Genomic DNA, 11,481 nt, shown 5'->3' on the forward strand with positions numbered 1-11,481 from the left:
CCCTCTCCACCCCTTCTCCTGAAAGTAGAGCCGCACCGACATGACCGCCGCCGCAGCCCATCGCAGCGAGCACGACCTGCTCGGCGACCGTGACGTCCCCGCCGAGGCGTACTGGGGCATCCACTCCCTGCGCGCCAAGGAGAACTTCCCCATCACGGGCACCCCGATCTCCGCCTACCCGCACCTGATCGACGCACTGGCCGCCGTCAAGGAGGCCGCCGCCCGCGCCAACGAAGAGCTTGGCCTGCTGGAGCCCGGTAAAGCGGCGGCCATCGTGGAGGCCTGCCAGGAGATCCGCGACGGGAAGCTGCACGACCAGTTCGTCGTCGACGTCATCCAGGGCGGTGCCGGGACCTCGACGAACATGAACGCCAACGAGGTGGTCGCCAACCGGGCGCTGGAGCTGCTCGGGCACCCGAAGGGCGCGTACGAGTTCCTGCACCCGAACGAGGACGTCAACCTCGGCCAGTCGACCAACGACGTCTATCCGACCGCCGTCAACATCGCCACCATCTTCGCGGTGCGCGGGCTGCTCCAGGCCATGGCGGTCCTGCAGGACGCCTTCGCCGCCAAGGCCGTCGAGTTCCGTGACGTGCTGAAGATGGGGCGTACGCAGTTGCAGGACGCGGTGCCGATGACGCTCGGTCAGGAGTTCTCGGCGTACGCGGTGATGCTGGACGAGGACCGCAGCCGGCTCGCCGAGGCGGTCGAGCTGATCCACGAGATCAACCTGGGCGCGACGGCCATCGGCACCGGGCTCAACGCGCCCGCCGGGTACGCCGAGGCCGCGCGCCGGCATCTCGCGGAGATCACCGGGCTGCCGCTGGTCACCGCCGCCAACCTCGTCGAGGCCACGCAGGACTGTGGGGCCTTCGTGCAGATGTCCGGGGTCCTGAAGCGGATCGCGGTAAAGCTCTCGAAGAGCTGCAACGATCTGCGGCTGCTGTCGTCCGGGCCGCGCGCGGGCCTCAACGAGATCAACCTGCCGCCGGTGCAGGCCGGTTCGAGCATCATGCCCGGCAAGGTGAACCCGGTGATTCCCGAGGTCGTCAACCAGGTCGCCTTCGAGGTGATCGGCAACGACGTCACGATCACCATGGCGGCGGAGGCCGGTCAGCTCCAGCTGAACGCCTTCGAGCCGGTCATCCTGCACTCCCTCTCCGAGAGCATCACGCATCTGCGCGCCGCCTGCCTCACCCTCGCCGAGCGCTGCGTCGCCGGAATCACGGCCAACGAGGACGTGCTGCGCAAAGCCGTCGAGAACTCCATCGGCCTGGTCACCGCCCTCAACCCGTACATCGGCTACGAGGCGGCCACCGGCATCGCGAAGGAGGCCCTCGCCACCGGACGCGGAGTTGCCGAACTCGTCCTGGAGAAAGGCCTGTTGCCCGCCGACCGGCTGGCGGCGCTGCTGCGGCCGGAGATACTGGCGGGCTCGCGGGCCAACTGAGACGCGCGGGTGCCCGCGGTGTGCTGGTCGGGCGCACGATGATGGCGCGGGCACCCGTGCCCACCCGCCTCGGCGGGACCCGAACGGCAGAATGGTGATCATGGCAGTGTCTTCGTCGTCCCTCACCTTCCGGCCCGTCCTGGACCGTATCGCCGCCGAGATCGAGAACATGCCCGCACGTGGGCGGCCCGCCGACTACATCCCGGCGCTCGCGGCGTGCGACCCGCGTCGGTTCGGCATGGCCGTCGCGGAACTCGACGGCACGGTGTACGGCGTGGGGGACTGGCGGCAGCCGTTCTCCGCGCAGTCCCTCACCAAGGTCTTCACCCTCGCGCTCGTCCTGGCGGGCGGGGGCGACGTCCTGTGGGAGCACGTAGGACGCGAGCCGTCCGGCAATCCCTTCAACTCGCTGGTGCAGCTGGAGTACGAGAACGGAATCCCGCGCAATCCCTTCATCAATGCGGGCGCCCTCGTCGTCACCGACCGCCTGTACACCCAGACCGGAGACACGGTCGGCACCCTCCTCGATTTCCTGCGCGCGGAGAGCGGCAACGCGCAGCTCGCCATCAACAAGGACGTCGCCACCTCCGAGTCCGCCCACGGCGACCGCAACGCCGCGCTCGGCCACTTCATGGCGTCGTACGGGAACATCGGCAATCCGGTCCCAGCGCTCCTGGACCAGTACTTCCGGCAGTGCTCCATCGAGGCGTCCTGCGCCGACCTCGCCGTCGCCACCGGATTCCTCGCCCGCCACGGCATACAGGCCGACGGCACCCGGCTCCTGACCCGCAGTCAGGCCAAGCAGGTCAACGCGGTCATGCTCACCTGCGGCACCTATGACGCCGCGGGCGAGTTCGCCTACCGCGTCGGCCTGCCCGGCAAGAGCGGCGTCGGCGGCGGCATCATCGCCGTCGTTCCCGGCCGCTGCACGCTGTGCGTGTGGAGCCCGGGCCTGGACGAACGGGGAAACTCGGTGGCGGGCGTCGCGGCCCTTGAGCGTTTCACGACACTGACGGGACTGTCGGTGTTCTGAGGCGGCGGTTCTCAGCTTTCTTACTGCTGGGTCTGGTTGTTGCGCCATGCCCAGGCTGCGATGCCGACGCGATTGCGTACGCCGAGTTTGCGCTGGATGTTGGCCACGTGGGTCTTGGCGGTGCCGGAGGTGATGAAGAGTGCGGTGCCGATCTCCGCGTTGGTTCGTCCTTCGGCCACAAGCCGTGCGACCTCGGCTTCCCGGTCGGTCAGCGGTTGCGTCCGGTCCGGGCGGTCGCTGCTGGAGCGAGGGGTGAGGTGGCGCAGCAGACGTACGGTGACGGAAGGGCTGATCAGGGCGTCGCCTGCCATGGCGGCGCGGACCGCTTCGGTGAGCAGGGCGGGTCCGGAACGCTTGAGCAGGAAGCCACAGGCGCCGTTGGCCAGGGCGGCGTACACGTATTCATCGAGGTCGAACGTGGTGACGACGAGGACCTTGGTGGGTTCTGCCGCGTCGGGTCCCGCGAGCACGCGGGTGACCTCCAGGCCGTCCGGCTCGGGCATGCGGATGTCGGCCAGGACGACGTCGGGACGGAGCCGACGGGCAAGGTCGATGGTGGTGGCGCCGTCTGCGGCCTCGCCCACGGTGCGCATGTCGGGCTGCGCGTCGAGGATCATCCGGAAGCCGATCCGGATGTCGCGCTGGTCGTCGGCCACCAGGATGCGGATCGGTGCCGTTGCCATCGGGTCCGTTGTCATCGGGTCCGTGGTGGTCATGACGCCTCCGGTGTCGTCGCCTGCGTCGCTCGCGTTGTCGTCCGCGCTGAGGGGGACTACTCCCGCCGCCGCGCGCACCGCGATCCGCCGAACGGCAGATGACCTCCCTGCGCCCGGTTCCGATCTCCGCCGGACGGCAGATGGCCGGCCCGGCCGGCGTGCCACGAGGCTGGTGATCGGACCGAAACCGGCCTTCGAAGCGGCCGGAATCCCCCTCAACCATGGAGGACTGATATGTCGTCACATTTGTCTGCGTCAGATCGGCGGCAGACGGACCGGCGGGCCGGTCTCCGCCGGCCACTCGCCCTGACTGCTGTGGCGGTGCTCGTCCTTGCCGCAGGCGCGAACGCCGCCGCCGCCCCGGCCCTCGACTCGCCGGGCGGCCGCCACACGGCACCGGGCGGATCCGCCGAACCCACCCAATCCGCCCTGCCACAGCTCAAGCGACTCATCCAGCGGCAGTCCGACGCATGGAACCGGGGCGACGGAGCGGCCTTCGCCGCCACGTACGCCGAGGACGCGGAGTTCATCACCTTCGACGGCACACACCTGCGCGGCCGACCGGAGATGGCCCGCAACTTCCAGATCTACTTCGACAACTACACGAAGGGCACTCGCCTGGTCTTCACCAAGGTGCCCGTGACGCTTCGCTACCCGGCGCCCGGGACCGCCGTCATGATCACCACGGGCTGTGTCGCCAACCCCGGAGAGCCCGAGTGCCGTCCGGACAGCCACTCCATCCAGACCTATGTAGCCGTCAACCGCAAGCAGGGCTGGGAGCTTGTCTCCTTCCAGAACACCCGGGTCCAGGGCCTCCTCCCACCACCGCGCTGACGTCGCTCGTCCGACGGCAAGCTCAGCCGGTTTCGAGGGATGGTCGCCGTTCGGTCAGACGGCGGTCACACGGACGCTGCCGATCAGAGGGACGTGCGTTGCTTTCTCGCCACCCGGCGTTGACAGGCTGCCCGAGTGTTGGCCATGGGTTTCTCCGTCGATCTGCGTCGCTGTCAGGTGCTCGGACTTGTGGGTTCGGGCTTTCTCGCGGCGGGGGGTGAGACGGCCGGGGCCCTGCCGGTGCGGGAGCTGCTGGCCCCGGCCTCGGCGCGGGCGGCGCTCGGCCTGGTCGGTGTGTACTTCGGGGTGGTGCTGCTGATCGCCGCCTGGGCCCTGCTGGGGCGGGTGATCCGAGGGCCCGAACCGCCAACTCCACGCGCGTTGTTGGTAGTTCTCGGCGTGTGGGCCGCGCCCTTGCTGCTCGCGCCGCCGCTGTTCAGCCGGGACGTGTACAGCTACCTCGCGCAGGGCGCCATGGTCGACGCGCACATGGACGTCTACACCCACGGCCCCGCACGGCTCGGCGGACCGCTCGCCGACGAGGTGGCGCCCGTGTGGCAGCACACCGCGACGCCGTACGGTCCCGCCTTTCTCGCCGTCGCCTCCGCGCTCTCCGGGCTGACGCGGGGCGAAATACCGGCCGGGCTGTTCGGGATGCGGGTGGTCGCGGTGCTCGGAGTGGCGCTGATGGCCGCCGCCCTGCCGAGGCTCGCCCGGCACAGCGGCGCTGACCCGGCCGCAGCACTGTGGCTGGGCGCGCTGAACCCTCTCGTTCTGCTGCACCTCGTCGCCGGCGCGCACAACGACGCCATCATGCTCGGGCTCCTCGGCATCGGACTGGTGGCCGCGCTCGGCCGCTGGCCCCTCCTCGGCGCCGTACTCGTCACGCTCGCCGCCCTGGTCAAGGTCCCCGCCGTACTGGGACTCGCGGCCGTCGTGGCACTCCAAGTGCGCGCAGGGCGCGGCCTGTTGAAGGCCACCGTGACCACCGCGGCCGCCGCGCTCGCCACAACCGTCGCCGCAACCGCCGTCGCCGGAACGGGATACGGCTGGATCAGCGCCCTCAAGACACCCATCTCACCGCACAACTGGTCGCCCACCAGCGTCCTCGGCCGTGCCACCGGCTCCCTGCTCGAGGACCTGGGCAGCGACCTCGCGCCCCTCGCCCTGCCTGCCTGGCATGCCCTCGGGCTCGTGGTCACCGTCGTCGTCATACTCGCCATATGGCTACGCCGCCCCCGGCTCAGCCCCGTCTACGCACTCGGCCTCAGCCTGGCGACAGTGGCGGTCCTCGGTCCGGCCATCCGGCCCTGGTACGCCCTGTGGGGCCTGTTCCTCATCGCCGCCGCGGCACCCAGCACTTCCGTACGCCACCGGGTCGCCGCCGTGACCGGAGTGCTCGCCCTCGGCGTCCTGCCCAGCGGCAGCCCACCGGACGTGGAGCAGCTGGTCCTGGCCGTGTCGGGCGGCGTGCTCGCGGTGGTCGTGCTCTGGCAGGCCCACCAGACGTCGAACGCGCCGGTCCTGGAGCGGACCGCATGAGGCTTCCGCGTACGGAGCGGGGGCGGCTCGCCTTCGTGCTGGTCCTCGTCGCCGCCGTGACGGTCTTCACCGCGACTGTGCCGCTGCTGCGCGGCTGGTTCGACCTGCGGGTGTACCACGGGGCCGTGGACGCCTGGATCCATCACGGCGGCCGTATCTACGACTACCACGTGCCGGGGACGACGTACGGCTTCACCTACCCGCCCTTCGCGGCGGTCAGCATGGTGCCGATGGCGCTCCTCGGACTGCATGCCGCGATCGCCGTCGGACTGCTCCTCAACCTCGCGGCGACAGCCGTGGTCCTCGGCATTCTGGTCCCGCGCGAGCTGCGTAGGCACGGCTGGTTCGCCTTCGCCCTGGTCGTCTGCATGCTGGCCATGTTCGAGCCCGCCCGTGACACTTTCACCTTCGGCCAGGTCAACCTTCTGCTGCTGGCCCTGGTCCTCGGCGACGCCTGGCTGCTGTCCACGGGGCGGGGCCGCTGGGCGGGCGTGGGCATCGGACTCGCTGCCGCGATCAAGCTCACGCCCGCGATCTTCATCGCTCTGCTGCTGCTCGCCCGGCGCCCCCGCGCCGCCTCGGTCGCGGCGGCCGTCGCTGCGAGCGCCACCGCCCTCGCGGCCTGGGCGGCACCGGAGCCTTCCCGCTTCTACTGGACCGAGGCCGTCTGGGACACGACCCGCATCGGCCGCTTCGCCTATGTGTCCAACCAGTCCCTGCAAGGCGTACTGGCCCGGCTCGCCGACCCTGCCGAACCGAGTCGTATCGCCTGGGCCCTGGCCGCCCTCGCCGTCCTGGGCGTGTGGGCCTGGCGCGCCCACCGGGCCATCGCCGCCGGCGACCTGATGGGGGCCTTCGCGCTGACCGGGCTCGTCGCCTGCCTGGTCAGCCCGATCACCTGGGTGCACCATCTCGTGTGGCTGCTGCCGTCCTTCGCGATCCTCGTCGAGGAGGGGCTGCGGCGCCGGCGGCTGCTGTGGGCCGCGGGCGTGTCGTATGTGCTGCTGTGCAGCAGCGTGGTGTGGCTGTGGTTCGACGACGCGTCCGGCATCGACGGCTTCCTCGGCAGCAATATCTACGTGTGGATCACCCTCGGCCTGCTGTTCGCGCTGCCCGTTGGTCAGACACGCGTGAACCATCTGCTGCGCAGCACCACGGCCACGACACCCGCACCCAGACAGGCCGCCCCCGAGATCGCCCCCGCCGCCGTCCACCGGTCGGAGCCGCTGCCGACCACCATGGCCGCGGGCACCGGGTCCGGACCCGCCTGCGGCACGACACGAGGGGGCACCAGCGAGCCCACCGGCTCGACCCGCCCCGCGGCCCCGAACCCCCAGTCGAGCAGCGAGCGCGCCTCGTCGTAGACGGCGAAACGGTTGCCCGACCGAGGGTTCATCACCGTGACGACCAGGGTGCGCCCGCCCCGGCGCGCGGCGGCGACGAGTGTGTTGCCCGCCTTGGAGGTGTAACCGTTCTTGACGCCGACCAGCCCTCGGTAGGGCTTGACTCCGTCGGCTCCGGTCAGCAGCCGGTTGGTGTTCTGGATGTCGTACGACTTGCCCTTGGCCGGGAATCTGGCCGTCACCGTGGCGCAGTACCGCGCGAAGTCCGCGTTGCGCAGCCCGGCCCGCCCGAAGACCGCCAGGTCGTACGCGGACGACACCTGGCCCGGCGTGTCGTACCCGTCGGGCGAGACGACCCGCGTGTCGCGGGCGCCGAGCGCGCGTGCCTTGGCCTGCATCTGGGCGGCCGTGGCACGCCAGCCGCCGTTCATGGCGGCCAGGACGCGCACGGCGTCGTTGCCCGAGTTGAGGAAGACGCCCCGCCACAGGTCGGAGGCGCGGTAGGTGCGGCCCGGCTCGACGCCGACCCGGCTGCTGCCGTCCCCGACCCCCTTCAACTCCCGCTCCGTGACGGTGTGTCGGACCGCCGCAGGCAGCACCGGCAGCACGGTCACCGCGAACAGAGCCTTCAAGGTGCTCGCGGGCGGCAGCTTGCGGTGCGCGTTGTGCGCGGCCAGCACCTCGCCGGTGCCCGCGTCGGCCACCAGCCACGATCGTGCGGAGAGTCTGCCGGGCACCTTGGGCGCCCCGGACCTGAGCCGTACCTGCGTCCCGGACCTGTACAGCCCCGTCGGCCGCGAAGCCGCCGGGCTCGGCGCGAGCGGCTCGGCTCCCGCGGGCGCGGTGGAGGCGTCGGCTCCGGTAGCTGCCACGGCAGGGCCCGGCGCGAAGGCCAGCACGCCGGCCACACAGGCGGCGGAACAGCAGACGGCGACACGGCAAGAGAGTCCGATAGTCATACCGCAAACGTAGGAACGCCCCGGTCGCATCCTCGGCTACCAGGGCCGAGCCGCGGCATCGAGCACCCGGATGCCGCATCGGCCCAAGCCGAGAACCGGGGGGAGGCTCACCGACCTCCGGGCACGGTCGGCTGGACCTGCCGCAGAAACGTGGCGTTGTCCGGCGTGTCCCGCATCCTCTCCAGCAGGGTTTCGAGCCCCGCCTGCGTGTCGCCGCGGGAGTGCAGGGCGCGCCGCAGCCCTCGTACTGCCGCCAACTCGCTTGCAGGGACCAGGAGTTCTTCGCGACGGGTGCCGGACGGAGTGATGTCGACGGCCGGATAGATCCGCCTGGACGCCAGAGCGCGGTCCAGGCGCAGCTCCATGTTGCCGGTGCTCTTCAGCTCCTCGAAGTAGAAGTCGTCGGCACGCGAGCCGGTCTCCACCAGCGCTGTAGCGAGGATCGTGAGCGAACCGCCCTCCTCGGCGAGGCGCGCGGCACCAAAAAGCCGCTTGGGTCCGGCGAGCGCGGCGGCGTCCACACCGCCGCTGAGAGTGCGGCCACCGGCGGCGGCAGCGTTGTTGTGCGCCCTGCACAGCCGGGTCAGCGAGTCCAGGAGGATCACGACGTCCTGGCCTGCCTCGACGAGCCGCTTGGCACGCTCCACAGCCAGCTCGGCGAGCGCGATGTGCTGCTTCGGCGCCCGGTCGAAGGTCGAGGCCAGCACTTCACCGCGTACGGAACGCCGCATGTCGGTGACCTCCTCGGGGCGCTCGTCGAGCAGCACCACCATCAGATGGCACTCGGGGTGGTTGCCGGCCACGGCGGCGGCCAGCTGCTGGAGCAGCACCGTCTTGCCGGTCTTCGGCGGGGCGACGATCAGGCCGCGCTGGCCCTTGCCGATCGGCGCGACCAGGTCGATGACTCGAGTCGTCAGCCCGCCCGCCGGGTGCTCGAGCCGCAGCCGCTCACGCGGGTGCAGCGGGGTGAGATCGCGGAAGTGCGGGCGGGAGCGCAGCTCTTCGGGCCCGCGGCCGTTGACGCGCTCGATCCCGGTGATGGCGCGCGACTTGCCGCCTCCGCCTACGCCTTCGACGAGGTCGCCCCTGCGCAGGCCGTACCGGCGGATCAGCGCGGGGGAGACCTGGAGGTCGGTGGGCTCGGGCAGGCAGCCGGTGGCACGCAGGTGGCCCTGCCCGTTGGAGGTGATGTCGAGTACGCCGATGGCCTGCTCCTGCGTGTGCGAAGTAGGCGGGCGTTCGAGTGTGGTGGTCATGTGGGTGGGTCCTTTCGCGGACGAATCCATGGGTCATGGGTCATGAAGGGGGAGAGGCCGAATGACAGGGCGGCATGGTCACGCCCAGCACGGCGGAGACATCACCTCTCGTGCGGCAGGCGAGAACGCCCATGGCCGTACGTGAAGAGAGGTGGTGCGGAGAAGCTGCTGCGCCGGTCGGAAAGAGACGGGCGGATCAGCTGACTGAGATGAGATCGGCACCGGCGCCCGAGAAGGGGCGTACACAAGTGCTAGAACAACCGTAGCACAGAGGGATTCTGTTCAGCGGCGGGCCAGGAGCCCGTACAGGAGCGGGATGCGCGGGGAGCTGTCCGGCAGGCGCCACCAGCCGGAGGGCGTGCGGTTCATCTCGGGCCAGCGGGGCCACGGCAGTTCGTCGCTCTCGCGCAGCCGCTCGATCCGCAGGCCCGCACCGACAAGCGCGCCCACGACCTCGCCGAGACCGTGCATCCACTCATAGCTGTCGATGGCTCCCTGAACCGGCGGGCCGTCCGTGTACGTGTACCTGCCGCTGCGGTGCACGGCCGTCCCTCGCCCCAAATAGTCGTGACGCAGGAGAAGTTCGGAACCCTCGCCCTCACCGGGTTTCGGACCCAGGGAGTTGAGGAGGGGATGGAACTCGGCGATGTACAACCGGCCCTCCGGCCGCAGGAGTTGAGCGACCGTAGCTGCCCAGCGGTCCAGGTCGGGCAGGTAGCACAGGGCGCCCTTGCCGGTGTAGACGACGTCGAACCGCCGCCCGCCGAGGGCTTCGACGGCGTCGTACACATTGGCCCGTGCGTACTCGACGTCGACGCCCGCACGCCCGGCGATGTCGGCCGCGGCCTTGACCGACGCCTCCGAGATGTCGAGGCCCACCGCCCGGGCGCCGCGATGGGCGAAGGCGATCGTCTCCGTGCCGAGGTGACACTGAAGGTGGAGCACGTCACGGCCGGCCAGTTCGCCGACGTCCTCCCACTCCCAGGCGGCGAACCAGCGCTCCGGGTCGAGGGAGGTGTCAAGGCCGTAGAACCGGCTGGCGAGGTGGACGGGGGTGCGGGCGTCCCAGTTGGCCTGGTTGGCCCTCATCATCCGCACGTGCTCGTCGGTCATGGTCTTATCCAACCGTGGACGGGCGCCGAGTGGGAAGAACCTCCGGATGCTCCCGGATGTGGCGGCCGTCCGGCAGGACAATCATGGGGAGGTGTCGATTCGGCTCCGGCCCGTTCGTCGGTGGGGTGTCAGGACCTCATGAGCACCAGGAGAGATCATGAAATACATGCTGCTGGTCTGCGGTGACGACACCGCCGACGCCTCCGGCATGGCCCCCGTCGAACCGTGGGTCGAGGAGCTGGGCGTCCAGAAGGGCGTACGGCTGCACGGCCACCGGCTGCGGCTCCCCGCCGAGGCGGTCACCGTACGGGTGCGCGGCGGTGAAGTGCTGCGCACGGACGGGCCGTTCGCAGAGACGAAGGAGTACGTCGCCGGGTACGACATTCTTGAGTGTGACGGCATGGAGAAGGCCATCGAGGCGGCCGCGAAGCATCCCGTGGCGACCATCGGAGCCCTGGAGGTGCGCCCGTTCTGGGAGGACGAGGACGCCGAAGGAGAGATCCGCCGCCTGGACGACGAGCTGACGCGGGCCACGCGCGAGCGGGACATCGACGGGATGGTGGCCTGTTACGCGCCCGACGTGGAGGTCTTCCACCCCATGAGCGGTCTGGAGGAGCGCGGGATCGATGCCTTCCGCAAGGCCCAGGAGTGGTGGTTCTCCACCGTCACCGGACCGGTGAGCCGTGATGTGCTGGAGTTCCGCGTCCGGGTGGACGAGAGCGTCGCGTTCAGCCACGCCCTCGTCCGCATGCGCGCCACGCTCACCACCGGCGAACCGCTGGACAGCACGGTGCGGGTGACCACCGGCTACCGAGCCGCGGGCGGCCGCTGGCAGATCGTCCACCAGCACCTTTCGGTTCCGTTCGACGCAGGTGTGGAGGAGACCCGGTCATGAAGTACGCACTGTTCATCTGCACCCCCGTCGGCGGCGAGGAACTCAGCCCCGAGCAGATCGCCGACGACCCCCGCTTCGCCTCGTACATCGAAGAGGTTGTCAGCCGCGACATCGTCAAGGGCGGGGCACGGCTGCGGCCGGCCACCGACGCCACCACCGTGCGCGTCCAGGGCGACGAAGTGCTGCTCAGCGACGGGCCGTTCGTGGAGTCCAAGGAGTACGTCGCCGGTATCGACATCATCGAGGTCGCCGACCTCGACGAGGCCATCTCGCTCGCCTCGAGGCATCCGGCCGCGCTGGGCGGCGGCTCCGTCGAGGTGCGGCCGGTCTGGGAGTGAGC

The 11,481-nt window shown here is 70.5% G+C and carries 10 protein-coding genes and 1 pseudogene; 7 read left to right on the forward strand and 4 right to left on the reverse strand.

Annotation, left to right across the window (positions count from 1 at the left end; genetic code table 11):
* Positions 1-40 precede the first annotated feature (40 nt).
* Together aspA and ACGFNK_RS34425 are read left to right on the forward strand one after the other, a co-directional pair.
* Positions 41-1,450 (forward strand): aspartate ammonia-lyase, encoded by a 1,410-nt coding sequence (gene aspA / locus ACGFNK_RS34420; protein WP_393422244.1) that lies wholly within the window; start codon positions 41-43, stop codon positions 1,448-1,450.
* Positions 1,451-1,541: 91 nt separating this feature from the next.
* Positions 1,542-2,483 (forward strand): glutaminase, encoded by a 942-nt coding sequence (locus ACGFNK_RS34425; protein WP_393422246.1) that lies wholly within the window; start codon positions 1,542-1,544, stop codon positions 2,481-2,483.
* Between the two features lie 20 nt (positions 2,484-2,503).
* Here ACGFNK_RS34425 and ACGFNK_RS34430 read toward each other — a convergent pair whose 3' ends face one another.
* Positions 2,504-3,199 carry a response regulator gene (locus ACGFNK_RS34430; RefSeq protein ID WP_393422248.1) on the reverse strand — a complete coding sequence of 232 codons (696 nt, stop codon included), beginning with the start codon at positions 3,197-3,199 and terminating at the stop codon, positions 2,504-2,506.
* A gap of 315 nt (positions 3,200-3,514) precedes the next feature.
* On the opposite strand from ACGFNK_RS34430, the gene ACGFNK_RS34435 reads away from it, so the two are divergent.
* From ACGFNK_RS34435 to ACGFNK_RS34445, 3 genes are all read left to right on the forward strand, one after another.
* Complete coding sequence (locus ACGFNK_RS34435; protein ID WP_393422250.1) at positions 3,515-4,033, forward strand: SgcJ/EcaC family oxidoreductase; 519 nt, start codon at positions 3,515-3,517, stop codon at positions 4,031-4,033.
* Positions 4,034-4,177: 144 nt separating this feature from the next.
* On the forward strand, positions 4,178-5,575 hold the full coding sequence (mptB, locus tag ACGFNK_RS34440; RefSeq protein WP_393422252.1) for a polyprenol phosphomannose-dependent alpha 1,6 mannosyltransferase MptB: 1,398 nt from the start codon (positions 4,178-4,180) through the stop codon (positions 5,573-5,575).
* On the forward strand, positions 5,572-6,939 hold the full coding sequence (locus tag ACGFNK_RS34445; RefSeq protein ID WP_393422254.1) for a glycosyltransferase 87 family protein: 1,368 nt from the start codon (positions 5,572-5,574) through the stop codon (positions 6,937-6,939). Before mptB ends, ACGFNK_RS34445 begins: the two co-directional genes overlap by 4 nt.
* Positions 6,940-6,974: 35 nt before the next feature.
* Here the strand turns inward: ACGFNK_RS34445 and ACGFNK_RS34450 are convergent.
* The 3 genes and pseudogenes from ACGFNK_RS34450 to ACGFNK_RS34460 form a co-directional block, all read right to left on the reverse strand.
* Positions 6,975-7,907, reverse strand: a pseudogene (locus ACGFNK_RS34450) (D-alanyl-D-alanine carboxypeptidase family protein); the annotation flags it as partial.
* Positions 7,908-7,984: 77 nt separating this feature from the next.
* A complete protein-coding gene (rho, locus tag ACGFNK_RS34455) occupies positions 7,985-9,133 on the reverse strand; it encodes a transcription termination factor Rho (protein WP_393422256.1) in 1,149 nt (382 codons plus the stop codon).
* Positions 9,134-9,415: 282 nt separating this feature from the next.
* Positions 9,416-10,246 carry a class I SAM-dependent methyltransferase gene (locus ACGFNK_RS34460; RefSeq protein WP_393422258.1) on the reverse strand — a complete coding sequence of 277 codons (831 nt, stop codon included), beginning with the start codon at positions 10,244-10,246 and terminating at the stop codon, positions 9,416-9,418.
* Between the two features lie 157 nt (positions 10,247-10,403).
* Between ACGFNK_RS34460 and ACGFNK_RS34465 the strand changes: the two genes are divergently transcribed.
* Positions 10,404-11,141, forward strand: a complete 738-nt coding sequence (locus tag ACGFNK_RS34465) for an SgcJ/EcaC family oxidoreductase (protein WP_393422260.1) — start codon at positions 10,404-10,406, stop codon at positions 11,139-11,141.
* Positions 11,138-11,479, forward strand: coding sequence for a YciI family protein (locus tag ACGFNK_RS34470; RefSeq protein WP_393422262.1), 342 nt, complete (start codon positions 11,138-11,140; stop codon positions 11,477-11,479). The genes ACGFNK_RS34465 and ACGFNK_RS34470 overlap by 4 nt, the downstream gene beginning before the upstream one ends.
* Positions 11,480-11,481: the final 2 nt, after the last annotated feature.

Source organism: Streptomyces sp. NPDC048825, from assembly GCF_043198355.1.
GTDB classification, from domain to species: Bacteria; Actinomycetota; Actinomycetes; order Streptomycetales; family Streptomycetaceae; genus Streptomyces; species Streptomyces xiangluensis.

What these genes read in the sequence shown, in the direction of transcription:
- aspA (WP_393422244.1), top strand. Translation starts at nt 41, where the DNA reads ATGACCGCCGCCGCAGCCCATCGCAGCGAGCACGACCTGCTCGGCGAC.
- ACGFNK_RS34425 (WP_393422246.1), top strand. Translation starts at nt 1,542, where the DNA reads ATGGTGATCATGGCAGTGTCTTCGTCGTCCCTCACCTTCCGGCCCGTC.
- ACGFNK_RS34430 (WP_393422248.1), bottom strand. Translation starts at nt 3,199, where the DNA reads ATGACCACCACGGACCCGATGACAACGGACCCGATGGCAACGGCACCG.
- mptB (WP_393422252.1), top strand. Translation starts at nt 4,178, where the DNA reads ATGGGTTTCTCCGTCGATCTGCGTCGCTGTCAGGTGCTCGGACTTGTG.
- ACGFNK_RS34445 (WP_393422254.1), top strand. Translation starts at nt 5,572, where the DNA reads ATGAGGCTTCCGCGTACGGAGCGGGGGCGGCTCGCCTTCGTGCTGGTC.
- rho (WP_393422256.1), bottom strand. Translation starts at nt 9,133, where the DNA reads ATGACCACCACACTCGAACGCCCGCCTACTTCGCACACGCAGGAGCAG.
- ACGFNK_RS34460 (WP_393422258.1), bottom strand. Translation starts at nt 10,246, where the DNA reads ATGACCGACGAGCACGTGCGGATGATGAGGGCCAACCAGGCCAACTGG.
- ACGFNK_RS34465 (WP_393422260.1), top strand. Translation starts at nt 10,404, where the DNA reads ATGAAATACATGCTGCTGGTCTGCGGTGACGACACCGCCGACGCCTCC.
- ACGFNK_RS34470 (WP_393422262.1), top strand. Translation starts at nt 11,138, where the DNA reads ATGAAGTACGCACTGTTCATCTGCACCCCCGTCGGCGGCGAGGAACTC.